Here is a 14,787-nt window from a genome sequence, read left to right on the forward strand (position 1 = left end):
ATAGGTGGTTTAGGGGCTGAAAACAAAAAAAGCCGCATAGGCGGCTTTTTTCTATACTTAGCTACATTTAGCTATGTTTAGCAATAACCAAACGACATTAAACGCTTGTAACGTTGGTCAAGCATCTCTTCAAGCGATAACGCTTGTAAGTCTGCTAAATCGCGCTTAAGGCGAACTTTTAAATTACGTGCCATGGCATCATAATTACGGTGTGCGCCGCCTAGCGGCTCATCAACTAGGTTGTTGATTAAATCTAGCTCTTTAACACGCTCGGCTGTTACACCCATTGCTTCTGCTGCAAGTGGCGCTTTATCAGCACTTTTCCATAAAATAGAGGCACAACCTTCTGGTGAAATAACTGAGTAAGTGCTGTATTGCAGCATGTTTACTCTGTCGCCTACACCAATCGCTAATGCACCACCTGAACCACCTTCACCAATAACAGTACAAATTGTAGGTACTTTTAGTGCGGCCATTACTTTTAGGTTACGTGCAATTGCTTCTGACTGACCACGCTCTTCTGCGCCAACACCTGGGTATGCACCTGGGGTGTCGATAAATGTCATGATTGGCATTTTAAAACGCTCAGCCATTTCCATTAAGCGCAATGCTTTACGGTAACCTTCTGGTTTTGGCATGCCAAAATTACGTTTAATTTTTTCAGCAGTACCACGGCCCTTTTGCTGACCGATCACCATAACAGGTTCACCATCTAAACGAGCAACGCCGCCTAAAATTGCAGGGTCGTTAGCAAACGTACGATCACCCGCAAACTCGTCAAATTCCGTAAAAATACGCTCGATATAATCTCGAGTATAAGGACGCAGCGGATGACGTGCTAGCTGTGATACTTGCCAAGCACCAAGTTCAGAGAAAATTTTCTCCTTCATTTGTGCGCTCTTTTCTTTAAGTTTGCTGACTTCCTCTTCTAATCCAAGGTCTAATTCGCCAGCGCGGCTTACATTTTGTAATTCTTCAATTTTTGCTTCTAATTCTGCGATTGGAAGCTCAAAATCAAGATAATTGAGGCTCATGCTCTAAACTACCTAATTAGTTAAATTCTAGTTCTACATTTTGCGCTGCCATCAGCGATAACTTATGAATTAAGTCGTCACTTGGCGTAACACACCATTCGATCCCTAGGGTTAATTGTACCAACGCATCGGGGCGTTGATAATATACCTTGATCGGACACGTTCCCATTTTGTATGGTTCGAGTACTTTTTGTAATTTATCGAAGAAACCAGCCTCGATCTGCACCATATTCAGCGTCATCTTAATCGCTTTTATACGCTTTTCACGCGCCTGAGCAATGGTGTTTATTTCTCTGGCGGTCATTGTAATACCACCAGAGAAGTTATCAAAGCTGACCTGTCCGGATATCACCAAAATATTATTGATTTGCAACATATCTTGGTACATTTCAAACTGTTCTGGAAACAAGCGTACATCAATTCGGGCGCTTTTGTCATCTAAAGTTATCAAGCCCCAGCGATTTCCTTTTTTATTAATTAAGGTTCTCGCGGCAATCACCAAGCCCGCCCCAGTTGAGACTACATCACGGTTAGTGGGCTGCAAATCAATGAGTCGGCCTGAGGTGTAATGCCCAAGCTCTCGTCGATACTGGTTTATAGGATGGCCAGTTAAATAAAGGCCTAAGGTATCTTTTTCGCCATCAAGCCACTGATTATCTGTAAGTGGTGTGGCTTTAATAAACGCTTGTTCTACTTCGTCAGGCTCTGTGGCCAGTAAACCAAACAAGTCACTTTGCCCTAACAGCTCAGCTTTGTTGTGTTGATCGGCTGCGCGCATTGCATCTTTTAAACTTGCTAGCAGCGTTGCTCGCCCAGGTTGGTTTTTTTCTGGCCCTAGTTGATCTAATGCACCTGCATAAATTAATTTTTCGGTGACACGTTTATTTAAGCGCTTTAAATCAACACGCGCACAAAAATCAAATAAATCCTTAAATGGGCCTCCTTTCGCTCGCGCTTCTAATATGGCATCAACGGGGGCTTCACCCACGCCTTTAATTGCTCCTATACCGTAAACAACTTCACCTTGAAGATTAACAGTAAACTTGTATTCACCGGCGTTTACATCGGGCGGTAACAAAGTGAGTTTCATGTTTTCACACTCATCCACCAGCGTTACTATTTTGTCGGTGTTATCCATATCAGCCGACATTACCGCAGCCATAAACTCGGCCGGATAATGGGTTTTCATCCACAGCGTTTGATACGATACCAATGCATAAGCTGCTGAGTGAGATTTGTTAAAACCATAACCCGCGAACTTTTCAACCAAGTCGAATATTTTTATTGCAAGCTCGCCATCTATGCCATTACTACGCGCGCCCTCTTCAAAGGTTGAGCGCTGTTTTGCCATTTCTTCGGGCTTTTTCTTACCCATGGCACGACGTAACATATCGGCGCCGCCTAGTGTATAACCGGCCAGCACCTGCGCTATTTGCATAACTTGTTCTTGATACAAAATAATGCCGTAAGTCGGCTCAAGAATAGGCTTTAAACTTTCGTGTTGATATTGCGCATCGGGGTATGAGATTTCTTCTCTGCCGAGCTTTCGGTCGATGAAGTTATCTACCATGCCTGATTGCAGTGGACCTGGACGGAACAAAGCAACAAGGGCTATCATATCTTCGAAGCAATCGGGCTTTAATCGGCGAACTAGGTCTTTCATGCCGCGTGATTCTAGCTGGAATACTGCGGTGGTTTCAGCGCGCAGCAGTAGTTCAATACTTTTTTTATCATTCAGTGGAATGGTGTTGATATCAACCGGCTGTTTGCCTTCACGCTTTAAGCGCTCGTTGGTCATATCCACTGCCCACTGTAAGATGGTCAGCGTACGTAAGCCTAAAAAGTCAAACTTAACCAAACCGGCGGTTTCTACATCGTTTTTATCAAACTGAGTAACCGGAAACTTGCCTTCATCATCACAATAGAGCGCAGCAAAATCGGTAATTGTGGTCGGCGATATTACAACGCCCCCTGCGTGTTTACCGGCATTACGGGTACAACCCTCAAGAATACGACACATGTCGATTAAGTCTTTAACTTCTTCATCGCCGTCGTAGGCTTCTTGCAAACGAGGTTCAACTTCAAACGCTTTGGCTAAGGTCATTCCAGGGTCGCCCGGAATAAGCTTAGAAATACGATCAACAAATCCATACGGATGACCAAGTACCCGGCCTACATCGCGTATAACCGCTTTGGCCGCCATAGTACCAAAAGTAATAATTTGCGATACCGCATCACGCCCATACAAGGCCGATACGTGATCAATTACTTCATCACGTCTATCCATACAAAAGTCGACGTCAAAGTCGGGCATTGAAACACGTTCTGGATTCAAGAAGCGCTCGAAGAGTAAATCGAACTCTAGTGGATCAAGGTCGGTAATTTTAAGCGCATAAGCTACTAAGGAGCCCGCACCTGAACCACGCCCTGGACCTACTGGAATATTGTTATCTTTACTCCACTGAATAAATTCCATTACGATCAAGAAGTAACCAGGAAATCCCATTTGGTTAATTACATCGAGCTCTATCTTTAAACGCTCATCGTATTCGCCGCGTTTTTCTTGGCGTTCTTGCTCATCAGGAAATAAAAATTGCAGTCGTTCTTCAAGTCCATCTTGTGAGACTTTAACCAAAAACTCATCAATTTTTAATGAGCCTGTAGGGTAATCTGGTAGGAAATACTCACCTAATTGAACGGTTACATTACAGCGCTTTGCGATTTCTACGGTATTTTGTAACGCCTCTGGAATATCACTAAATAGCTCTGCCATTTGTTCTGGCGTTTTTAGGTATTGCTCTTGTGAAAAACGCTTTGGTCGGCGTTTATCATCTAGGGTATAACCATCAAAAATAGCCACCCGAATTTCATGGGCTTCAAAGTTTTCTGGCTTTAAAAATACCACTTCATTGGTAGCCACTACTGGCAGTTGCTCTGTGGTTGCAAGCTCCACTGCCATGTGCAAATAATTTTCTTCTTGAGCACGGTTGGTGCGAATAAGTTCAATATAATAATGATCGCTGAAGTGCTGTTTATAAAAGCTTACCACCGACTCAACAATAGCGGGGTTGCCTTTTATTAATGCTTTTCCTAAATCGCCATCTTTAGCACCCGAGAGTATGATGAGCCCCTCTTTTAAATCAACTAACCATTCACGGTCAATCACTGGGCGATGAAACACATGACCACGTTGGTAAGCTTTAGAAATCAATAAAGTAATATTTTTATAGCCAGTGTTATCTTTAGCTAATAACGTTATTCGGCTTGGTTCATCAGGGAATTCTGGGCTACGTACCCAAAAATCAGCACCAACAAGTGGCTTGATACCTGCGTTATGCGCTGCGCCATAAAAACGCACTAAACCACAAAAGTTCATTTGATCGGTAATTGCCAGCGCTGGCATTTCAAGCTCTTGTGCTTTAGCGACGATTGGTTTGGTTTTTGCCAAACCATCAACCATCGAAAAGTCTGAGTGCACTCGTAAGTGAACAAAATCAGGAGCTGGCATAATTACTCCTTACCCGAAAGCGCAAGCACACGCTGCACCGGTTTAAAGCTCTTACGATGCTCATCTATAGCGCCGTATTGCTCAAGCGCTGCAAAGTGTGCTTTAGTTGGATACCCTTTATGCCCTGCAAACCCATACTGTGGATAGCGCGCATCAAGTTCAATCATTTCATCATCACGAGCCACTTTTGCTAAAATAGATGCGGCTGAGATTTCAGCGACTAAGCTATCGCCTTTCACCACCGCTTGGGCGGGCATAGCTAATTTAGGTAGGCGGTTACCATCTACAAACACAAATTCAGGCACGGTGCTAAGTGCTTCCACTGCGCGGCTCATAGCAAGCATAGTGGCTTGTAATATATTTAGCTCATCTATTTCGCTTGGACTACAACGGCCAATGGCGTAACACAGTGCTTTTTCTTTTATTTCAGTGGCTAATAATTGACGTTTTTTATCCGTTAATTTTTTAGAATCGGCCAAGCCTGCGATTGGCTTATTGGGATTTAAAATAACAGCGGCAGTAACCACGTCGCCCACCAGCGGTCCACGACCCACTTCATCTACACCGGCAATTAGGGTTACATTAGGTCGTTCAATTTGCATTTATTAACTCCGCCACTGCATTTGCAGCTTGTTTACTTGCATCTAATCTAATTTTTTCATGTATGGCTAAAAAGCGGGCTTTTAATTCTTTATTGTCACTATTTAGCATAGGGGTAAGTGCTGCTGTTAAATTAGCGACATTACACTCGCTTTGCAAAAACTCTGGCACTAATTCTTCGTCTGCCAATAAATTAGGTAACGAAAAATATTTAATATTAAAGGTAAATAAGGTTTTAAAAATCCAATAACTCAGTGGTTTAATTTTATAACCAACCACCATTGGTTTTTTATATAACATGCCCTCAAGCGTTGCCGTACCTGATGCCAGTAATATGGCATCGGCGGCTTGCATGGCTAAATTTGATTGGCCGTCTAGTAAGTTAACATTTAGTGAGGGCGCTGTGGCATTTAAAATAGCAATAAACTGCGCTTTGCGCTTTTCGTTCACCAGTGGCACAACGACTTTAAGCGCTGGGTTCTGTGCTTGCAACTGAGCCGCTGTTTTTATGTAGGTTTCACTTAACAAGCCCACTTCTGAGCCCCGGCTCCCGGGTAATAACGCTAACACCTTGTCATCAGCATTTAAGCCTAGTTGGCTACGGGCTTGGCTATCGTCGTGCTCAAGTGCAATGTCGTCGGCTAATGTGTGGCCTACAAAAGTACAAGGTACTTGGTGCTTGTCGTAAAATTCTTTCTCAAAAGGTAATAAAGCCAATACTAAGTTAGTGGCTGCACTTATAGTGTGAATGCGTTTTTCACGCCACGCCCACACTGAAGGGCTAACGTATTGCACAGTTTTAATACCCGCATCTTTTAACGGTTTTTCTACACGTAAATTAAAATCGGGCGCGTCAATGCCTATAAACACATCAGGAGGATTATCAATAAAGTGCTGTACTAACTGCTTGCGAATTTTTAGCAAGCGCGGTAAACGGCCAAGGACTTCAACCAACCCCATAACCGACAGTTCATCCATATCAAACAGCGTTTTGCAGCCTTGAGCTTGCATTTTAGGACCTGCAATACCTTCAAAAATTGCATCAGGAAAATGCGCTTTAAGCGCTTTTATCAGCCCTTCACCTAAAATATCGCCCGACAGTTCACCTGCCACAATACCAATTCGTAGTTGTTTTTTATCTTTTTTCATTTGCTATTTTTTCACAAGTAAACCCGGCGTTCATACCGATTAGTTTACCGTGTTTTAAGGCTAGGTTAAACGCTTAAAACGCACCACTTTTTTCTAGCTTACTCTTAATTGATGATTGCGTATTTTATAGACTGATGTAATGTCATAGTATATTAAAGTTTTCTAATATACATGTTGACAAAAATTGTACAAACGCCAATAATGATGCAAACTTTCAGAAATTACTGAAAGTTTATTAAAAACATTAACAATTGCTTTGTGCTGTCACTGCATCACAACCAAAGGAGCCAAAAATGATAGATGAAACCTTTGTGGATCTATCGCGATTACAGTTTGCTGTCACCGCTCTATTTCATTTTTTATTTGTGCCGTTAACAATCGGTATGACCTGGATTTTAGTTATTATGGAATCGGTTTATGTTATGACCGGTCGCGAGATTTATCGTGATATGACTAAGTTTTGGGGCAAGTTATTTGGTATTAACTTTGCTATTGGTGTGGCTACCGGCCTCACCATGGAATTTGAGTTTGGTACTAACTGGTCGTATTACTCTCATTATGTGGGTGATGTATTTGGTGCACCACTAGCTATTGAAGGCTTAATGGCCTTCTTTTTAGAATCAACCTTTGTGGGGATGTTCTTTTTAGGTTGGGACAGGCTCTCTAAACGCCAGCATTTAGGGGTAACATTTTTAATGGCGCTGGGCACTAATATGTCTGCGCTATGGATTTTAGTTGCTAATGCGTGGATGCAAAACCCAGTCGGGGCAGAGTTTAACTATCAAACCATGCGTATGGAAATGACTAGTTTTGCAGAGCTAGTATTTAACCCTGTAGCGCAAGTTAAGTTTATTCATACTGTGTCTGCAGGTTATGTTGCGGCGTCTATGTTTGTGCTTGGGATTAGTAGCTGGTACATATTAAAAGGACGTGATTTGGCATTTGCTAAACGTTCGTTCTCGGTGGCATCAGGCTTTGGTTTAGCCTCTATTTTATGTGTTATTTTACTCGGTGATGAATCTGGCTACGAAGTCGGTGAAGTACAAAAAGTAAAACTCGCGACCATTGAAGCTGAATGGCATACCGAAGAAGCCCCCGCAGCTTTTACCATGCTAGGTATTCCTGACTCTGAAGAGCAAGTAACTCATGCTGCGGTTAAAATTCCTTACGCATTAGGTATTATTGCAACGCGCTCACTTGATGAACAAGTGATTGGTATTTCAGATCTTGAGAAAAAACACGAGAAGCGTATTCGCAATGGCATGATTGCTTATGAATATCTAGAAAAACTTCGCGCAGGTGACGATACCCCTGCAAATATCGAAAAGTTTGATAACGTCAAAGATGATTTAGGCTATGGCCTATTACTGAAACGTTATACCCCTAACGTGGTAGATGCCAGTGAGGCACAAATACAACAAGCCGTTAAAGACTCCTTCCCTAAAGTGGGCCCTATGTTTTGGTCATTTAGGATCATGGTTGGCTGTGGTGTAATTATGCTTGGCGTATTTATCCTTGCTTTTTATTACAACGCCCATCGTATTATTGAACAAAAACGTTGGTTGTTGTGGGCCGCAGTATTAAGCATTCCTCTGCCTTGGATTGCCATTGAGTTTGGTTGGATTGTGGCTGAATATGGCCGCCAGCCATGGGCAATTTCTGAAGTGTTACCGACCTTTTTAGCAACGTCATCACTGACGGTTAATGATATTTTAATTAGCTTAACTGGTTTTATTGTTTTCTATACTGGACTGGCGATTGTTGAAGCATGGTTAATGATTAAATTTATTAAGCAAGGACCAAGCTCCCTTCATACCGGTAAGTACCATTTTGAATTACCTGATCACAGCACGGCTGCTAAAGGAGAACTATCATGATTTTTGATTATGAAACATTAAAAATGCTCTGGTGGTTAATTATAGGTGTGCTGTTAATTGGTTTTGCCATTACCGATGGTATGGATATGGGCGTTGCCATGTTGCTACGCTTAGTCGGCAAAACAGATTCTGAACGCCGTACCGTTATTAACACTATTGGCGCCCATTGGGATGGTAACCAAGTATGGTTTATAACCGCAGGTGGCGCTTTATTTGCAGCATGGCCTATGGTTTATGCGGCAGCGTTTTCTGGTTTTTACTTTGCCATGATGCTGGTGTTATTTGCATTATTTTTTAGGCCTCTTGGCTTTGATTATCGCTCTAAAGTTGACTCTAAACGCTGGCGTAATAACTGGGACTGGGGCTTGTTTGCCGGTAGTGCCATACCTGCGCTGGTATTTGGTGTAGCGTTTGGTAACTTGTTTTTGGGTGTACCGTTTCATATCGATAATTTATTGAGAGTTAGTTATCAAGGGTCGTTTTTTGCCTTACTTAATCCGTTTGCGCTCATTGCCGGCTTAGTTAGTATTACCATGTTAATTGCACACGCGGGAATGTGGCTACAATTGCGAACCGCTGATCAAGTTGCTGAGCGCTCAGGACAATATGGTCGCTACTCATTACTTGCCTTTATAGTATTATTTGCAGCGGCCGGTGTGTGGGTTGCCAACCTAACAGGTTATCAAATTGCCTCTATGGGCGACACCCAAGGTCATGCAGATCCATTGGCAAAAGTAGTTACCACGGCTCAAGGCGCATGGCTTAATAACTACAGTGAACGTCCATGGACAATGACCTTCCCTATTTTGGCATTTGCGATGGCTCTGTGTGCACTCCTGTTTTCTAAATTGAATAAGCCAGCTTTGGGATTATTAGCAACCAGTGTGATGTTAATTGGGGTGATTATGACTGCGGGCGTTTCATTATTTCCGTTTATTATGCCTTCAAGCAATAACCCTGATATTAGCTTAACAATTTGGGATGCGGTATCGAGCCACAGAACACTCAATGTTATGTTCATTGCTGTGGTTATATTTGTGCCACTCATTTTAGCCTACACCACCTGGTGTTATGTGAAAATGTGGCGCAGAGTGACGGTTGATGAAATTGAAAACAACCCTCACGGCAGTTATTAAGGAGACTAAATTATGTGGTATTTCGCGTGGATTTTAGGTGTACTGCTTGCTTGTACCTTAGGCGTTATAAACGTGATGTGGTATGAATTTCATCAAAATAAAAACAGTATTGCTGATGATGAACAAGCCACCCATGATTTATTAAACGAGCATAATACAAATCACAATGACGACTAATCCCCGACCAAATCGCGCGCAGCAACAACCCCTGCGCGCTTTTTTAAAACAGCAGAGTAAACCGGCGGCAATGTGGTTAAAGCTAAGCATTGCACTTGGAACAGTTAATGCAATTTTAATGATTGCAGGTGCTTATTTACTCGCGCAAACCATTCATGAGGTGATGTTTGAAGGGCATAGTTTAGCCCAAGTAACCCACTATTTATGGCCTTTAGCGGGTATTATTTTACTGCGCGCCATTTTCTTAGCGTTAAGTGAGCGCTTGAGCGCATTTGCTACGCTTAAAATTAAATCGGCTATTCGCCAAACCTTACTCGATAAACTCACACAACTCGGCCCAAGTTATATAGAGCAACATGGCCAAGGTGCAACGCTCAACACGCTGCACAATGGCGTAGAAGCACTCCATGACTACTATGCAAAGTACTTACCTGGGGTTGCCTACAGTGCGCTTATTCCTATTGCAATATTAATGGTTATATTTCCGACCGACTATAAAGCAGGACTGATATTTTTATTAACTGCACCACTTATTCCCTTTTTTATGATTCTAGTTGGCCACAAAGCCGAGGCACTTAATCAAAAACGTTGGCAACAACTGGCAGTATTAGGTAACTACTTTTTTGATCGCGTACAAGGGCTTACTCAACTAAAATTATTTAATGCCACGCGCAAAGAGCTTAAACAAATCGCGCGTATTTCAGATGATTTTAGGCACGCAACGCTAAACGTGTTAAAAATTGCTTTTTTATCCTCTTTTGCTCTGGAGTTTTTAGCCACAATTAGTGTGGCACTGGTAGCGGTAATTATTGGCTTTAGATTATTTTTTGGCACCCTAGATTTTGCTACTGGCTTTGTAGTGCTGTTACTAGCACCTGAATTTTATTTACCCCTTCGCCAATTAGGCAGCCATTACCATGCACGCCTGCAGGGAATTAGTGCTGCTGCAGATATGTTGATTATTTTAAATGCACCACTGCCCGAAAATGATGATAGCCACACAGCAAAGATCAATGTTAATGCTAGTAGAACTATAAGCATCCATGAGCTCAACTTTAGTTACCCTAATAGCAATGAGGGAATAAATAATATTAATTTAACCCTGCCAAGCACAGGACTAGTAGCCATTGTCGGAGCTAGCGGCTCAGGTAAGAGCACCCTACTTGATTGCATGCTTGGTTTTCACCCAGAAGTAATACAACATATATCCATTGACCAACAACCATTGACGACCGCGGATATAAGCCAATTACAACAAAACATTGCATGGATCCCACAAAAGCCAACCTTATTTTACGACACCCTAGCCGCCAACATAAAATTAGGTAACCCAGACGCTTCATATGAAGCACTTGTAAATGCTGCAGAGCAAGCAGGTGCGCTGGAGTTTATTAACGAGCTACCCGATGGCTTTAACACCTTAATAGGTGAGCAAGGTGAAGGGCTATCTGGCGGGCAAAAACAGCGTATAGCATTAGCTCGTGCATTTTTAAAACACGCCCCTATTTTAATGCTCGATGAGCCAACCGCTCATTTAGATAGCCAAACCGAGCAACTCATTCAAAACGCTATTGCTGAGTATGCAAAAGAACACTTAGTGATCACCATTGCACATCGCTTAAATACAGTAAAAAATGCTAAGCAACTTATCGTGATGGAAAACGGCTGCATCGCTCAACAAGGCGATTTTAAATCGCTCAGCCAGCAATCTGGCGAATTTGCAAAGCTACTGCAAACAGCAGAACAAGGGGTAACTAATGGCTAATTTTATTCGTTTGCTCAAATTGTGCCGCCCTCATTATAAAGCGATGCTTTTGGGGACGTTTCTAGCGTCACTCACGGTGCTAGCTAATGTAGGCTTACTCGCTATTTCAGGCTGGTTTTTAGCTTCTATGGCAGCCGCAGGAATTGCCGGCGTCCATATGAACTACTTTACCCCAGCTGGCACCATCCGCTTTTTAGCGATTGTGCGCACCGCCTCACGTTACGCTGAACGCTTAGTTACTCACAACGCCACATTTTTATTGTTAAGTGAAATACGAGTAAACATGTTCGCCACTCTCAGCAAGCTCAATAACCTTGATTTAGCTATGAGCCGCAGTGCCGATTTAGTTAATCGCTTGCAAAACGATGTAGACGCATTAGATAAGTTTTATTTAAATGTGTTGCTGCCGATGTTAGTAGCTTTACTGACTGTGCCTATTATTATGCTGTTTATGTCAGCCTACAATGTAAATGTCGCCCTTATTTGTTTTGTTGGGATTATTATTATTGGGGTGATTATACCGGCAATATTAAGTAAGCAATTAGATAAAAATAGTCACCAAGAAACCTTACTTAGTGCACAACTTAGAGCAGAGCTATCAGACACTCTTACGGGCCTTAGAGAACTAAATATTTATCAAGCTCGAAACCAACAACTCACTAAGTGTGATCTGTTAAGTGAGCAGTATAATCAACAATTATTTATTCGTCATAAGGCTCTTGGAAACGCTGATGGCTTAAGCTTACTCATAGTGCAATTAGCTATGCTTTCCAGCATTGTTACTATTGTGCCGCTAGTGTTTAGCGGTGCTATGGTCAATGTAGAGCTGGCGATGTTGAGCCTGTTTGTGCTTGCCAGTTTTGAAAGCGTATTGTTACTGCCTAACGCCTTTATTGAGCTTCCTAATGTACTAAAAGCAGCTGAGCGACTCTTTATTCTTGAAGACAAAACGCTTAGCACAAACAATGTATCAACCACAGATATTGAGCTATTAAATAAGCACTGGGCTTTGTCGTTAAATAATGTCAGCTATCACTATGGCCAAAAGCAGGCATTAAATAATGTGAGTTTTGAGCTCCCCGCGAAGCAAAAAGTGGCTATTGTTGGTAGAAGCGGCAGTGGTAAAACGACCTTAGTGAATTTGCTCAGTAGTTTATGGCCACTGCAGCAAGGAACAATAAACTTACAAAGCGACAAAGAAATCATAAGCCTGCATGATTTAAATAATGAGAGTCGTGCAAAGACATTAAATATTTTAGCTCAGCAGCATCATATTTTTGATGGCACATTAAGCGAAAACCTTGCTTATGCAGCTCCCGATGCAACCTCGCAACAAATGATAGCAGCATTAACACAGGCAGAACTTGGTGGTTGGTTCTCTGAGCTCAAACAAGGGCTGAAAACCCGTTTAGGTACCGGCGGGCGAAATGTGTCTCAAGGTCAATCAAGACGTATAGCCTTGGCACAGGCCCTGCTGCAAAAACCCGCCATTTTAGTACTCGATGAACCGACTGAAGGGCTCGATAATATCTCTAAACAAGCTGTTATGAACAGTGTTTTACAACTGAAAGAGCACGCCAGTGTATTAACAATTACTCATGATCCAGCGTTGTTATCGCAAATGGATAGTGTCATCTGGTTAGATAGCGGACAAATCATCGCTCAAGGTTCACATCAACAATTGCTCAATGAACACCCTGACTATGTGGCGTTAACAACCCGCTTTTAGCCCTTAGCAGTATTACTTATTATCAATAACGGTGACCGATACATCAATAACGCCGACTTTAGGGTCGGCTATTTTTTTAAACATCGCCTTAGATAAATCTATAATTCGCCCCCGAATATAAGGACCCCTGTCGTTAATTCTGACCACCACTGACTTATTATTAGCGATATTAGTAACTTTTACTCGTGTACCAAACGGGAGTTTTAAGTGAGCAGCTGTTGCTGCTTGTTGGCTAAATCGCTCGCCACTGGCAGTAGTTCGGCCGTGGTATTTATCAGCATAAAATGATGCTTTACCTTGCTCGGCAACATTACGTTGTTGATTATTTATATTACTTGGCGCAGTACTACAGGCGGTCAAAATCACTAATAATACTGAAATAAATACGAATTTTATCAGTTTCATTATTTATACTTTATAGGAAAATGTGTAGGGAGTGTAATAAGGTAAGCCTGAGTAGAGACTGAATTTAATAAACATAGCAACATGCACTTCATGGCTGAGTTATTAATCAAATATCAGCTAATAAAAAACCACCTTGATTGCTCAAAGGTGGTTTTTTATATCTATTAAAATGCTCTGTATTAACGCACGATACCGCGTTCTGAGCTTTTAACGAAATCAATCATCAATTGCACTGCTGGAAACTTTGCAGCATCTTCAGCAAGTAATTCAATCGCTTCATCAACACCTAAGCTCTTGCGGTAAAACGCTTTATAAGCGCGGCGTACTGCCATGATTTCATCACTTTCAAAACCACGGCGTTTCATGCCTTCAGTATTGATTGCTGCAGGGCCTGCTGGCATACCAATGGTGGTAACAAATGGAGGTACGTCTTTGTTTACCCCCGAATACATACCAACAAATGCATGCGCACCAATTTTACAAAATTGATGAACACCTGAGTTACCCGCTAAAATAACCCAATCACCAACATGAACGTGACCCGCTACACTGGCATTATTTGCAAAAATAACGTTATCGCCAATTACCGCATCGTGTGCAACGTGGGTGTAAGCCATAAATAAGTTATTGCTGCCTATTTTGGTAACACCTTCATCTTGAATTGTACCGCGGTGGATAGTCGCACATTCACGAATCACATTATTGTCGCCAATAATTAAACTGGTTGGTTCGTTGTTATATTTTTTGTCTTGGCAGGCTTCGCCCACAGAGGCAAACTGAAAAATATGGTTACCAGAGCCAATAGTAGCAGGCCCTTTAACAACAACGTGAGACTCAATAATGCAGTCATCACCAATAACAACATCATTACCGATGTAACTATATGGTCCAACTGACACATTGTTACCAAGTTTTGCACCCGGTTCGATTATTGCCGTAGCATGGATCACAATTAAAACTCTCTTCTAGCACACATGATTTCGGCGCTACACACTGTTTTGCCGTCAACTTTAGCTTCAGCCGCAAATTTCCATATGTTACGACGCTCTTTTAAAAACTTAACATGAAGATGCATGGTATCACCTGGCACAACTGGCTGCTTAAAACGCGCGTTGTCTACAGCTGCAAATAGGTAAAGTTCGTTTTCGCTACGATTTTCAACCGTTTTAAACCCTAATAGACCCGTTGCTTGCGCCATTGACTCTAATATTAGCACACCAGGAAAAATCGGCTGATTTGGGAAGTGGCCAGTGAAAATAGGTTCATTAATCGATACATTTTTAATTGCATGCAATGATTCACCTGGGGTGAAATCGATTACACGATCAATTAGTAACATCGGGTAACGGTGCGGTAATAAACTTAAAATTTCTTGAATATCAAGGCTATTTAATTCGTTTGCCAAAA

The 14,787-nt window shown here is 42.1% G+C and carries 12 protein-coding genes; 5 read left to right on the forward strand and 7 right to left on the reverse strand.

Annotated elements, in window-relative coordinates; all coding sequences use genetic code 11:
* Positions 1 to 77: 77 nt before the first annotated feature.
* Genes accA through lpxB form a run of 4 tightly spaced genes read right to left on the reverse strand, consistent with a single transcriptional unit; the run spans position 78 to position 6,291 of the window.
* Positions 78 to 1,034, reverse strand: coding sequence for an acetyl-CoA carboxylase carboxyl transferase subunit alpha (accA, locus tag ACTRWE_RS05970; protein ID WP_008110950.1), 957 nt, complete (start codon positions 1,032 to 1,034; stop codon positions 78 to 80).
* 16 nt (positions 1,035 to 1,050) lie between these two features.
* Positions 1,051 to 4,542 (reverse strand): DNA polymerase III subunit alpha, encoded by a 3,492-nt coding sequence (dnaE, locus tag ACTRWE_RS05975; RefSeq protein WP_462879654.1) that lies wholly within the window; start codon positions 4,540 to 4,542, stop codon positions 1,051 to 1,053.
* A gap of 2 nt (positions 4,543 to 4,544) precedes the next feature.
* Positions 4,545 to 5,144, reverse strand: a complete 600-nt coding sequence (gene rnhB / locus ACTRWE_RS05980; protein WP_010388148.1) for a ribonuclease HII — start codon at positions 5,142 to 5,144, stop codon at positions 4,545 to 4,547.
* A complete protein-coding gene (gene lpxB, locus ACTRWE_RS05985) occupies positions 5,134 to 6,291 on the reverse strand; it encodes a lipid-A-disaccharide synthase (RefSeq protein ID WP_008110958.1) in 1,158 nt (385 codons plus the stop codon). The genes rnhB and lpxB overlap by 11 nt, the downstream gene beginning before the upstream one ends.
* A 293-nt stretch (positions 6,292 to 6,584) precedes the next feature.
* Here lpxB and ACTRWE_RS05990 point away from each other — a divergent pair, with 293 nt between their 5' ends.
* Genes ACTRWE_RS05990 through cydC form a run of 5 tightly spaced genes read left to right on the forward strand, consistent with a single transcriptional unit; the run spans position 6,585 to position 12,975 of the window.
* The gene (locus ACTRWE_RS05990) at positions 6,585 to 8,168 is read left to right on the forward strand and encodes a cytochrome ubiquinol oxidase subunit I (RefSeq protein ID WP_462879655.1); all 1,584 of its coding nucleotides are present in this window, start codon (positions 6,585 to 6,587) and stop codon (positions 8,166 to 8,168) included.
* A complete protein-coding gene (gene cydB / locus ACTRWE_RS05995) occupies positions 8,165 to 9,304 on the forward strand; it encodes a cytochrome d ubiquinol oxidase subunit II (RefSeq protein ID WP_008110962.1) in 1,140 nt (379 codons plus the stop codon). The genes ACTRWE_RS05990 and cydB overlap by 4 nt, the downstream gene beginning before the upstream one ends.
* A 12-nt stretch (positions 9,305 to 9,316) precedes the next feature.
* A complete protein-coding gene (cydX, locus tag ACTRWE_RS06000; protein WP_008110965.1) occupies positions 9,317 to 9,481 on the forward strand; it encodes a cytochrome bd-I oxidase subunit CydX in 165 nt (54 codons plus the stop codon).
* Positions 9,471 to 11,246 (forward strand): thiol reductant ABC exporter subunit CydD, encoded by a 1,776-nt coding sequence (cydD, locus tag ACTRWE_RS06005; RefSeq protein ID WP_462879656.1) that lies wholly within the window; start codon positions 9,471 to 9,473, stop codon positions 11,244 to 11,246. The genes cydX and cydD overlap by 11 nt, the downstream gene beginning before the upstream one ends.
* On the forward strand, positions 11,239 to 12,975 hold the full coding sequence (cydC, locus tag ACTRWE_RS06010; RefSeq protein ID WP_462879658.1) for a thiol reductant ABC exporter subunit CydC: 1,737 nt from the start codon (positions 11,239 to 11,241) through the stop codon (positions 12,973 to 12,975). The genes cydD and cydC overlap by 8 nt, the downstream gene beginning before the upstream one ends.
* Before the next feature lie 12 nt (positions 12,976 to 12,987).
* Here cydC and ACTRWE_RS06015 read toward each other — a convergent pair whose 3' ends face one another.
* The 3 genes from ACTRWE_RS06015 to fabZ form a co-directional block, all read right to left on the reverse strand.
* A complete protein-coding gene (locus ACTRWE_RS06015) occupies positions 12,988 to 13,380 on the reverse strand; it encodes a septal ring lytic transglycosylase RlpA family protein (RefSeq protein ID WP_462879660.1) in 393 nt (130 codons plus the stop codon).
* 179 nt (positions 13,381 to 13,559) lie between these two features.
* Positions 13,560 to 14,330 carry an acyl-ACP--UDP-N-acetylglucosamine O-acyltransferase gene (lpxA, locus tag ACTRWE_RS06020; RefSeq protein WP_008110972.1) on the reverse strand — a complete coding sequence of 257 codons (771 nt, stop codon included), beginning with the start codon at positions 14,328 to 14,330 and terminating at the stop codon, positions 13,560 to 13,562.
* 2 nt (positions 14,331 to 14,332) lie between these two features.
* The gene (gene fabZ, locus ACTRWE_RS06025) at positions 14,333 to 14,785 is read right to left on the reverse strand and encodes a 3-hydroxyacyl-ACP dehydratase FabZ (RefSeq protein WP_008110974.1); all 453 of its coding nucleotides are present in this window, start codon (positions 14,783 to 14,785) and stop codon (positions 14,333 to 14,335) included.
* Positions 14,786 to 14,787 lie beyond the last annotated feature (2 nt).

Source organism: Pseudoalteromonas sp. G5_S1_54_S4 (assembly GCF_054968565.1).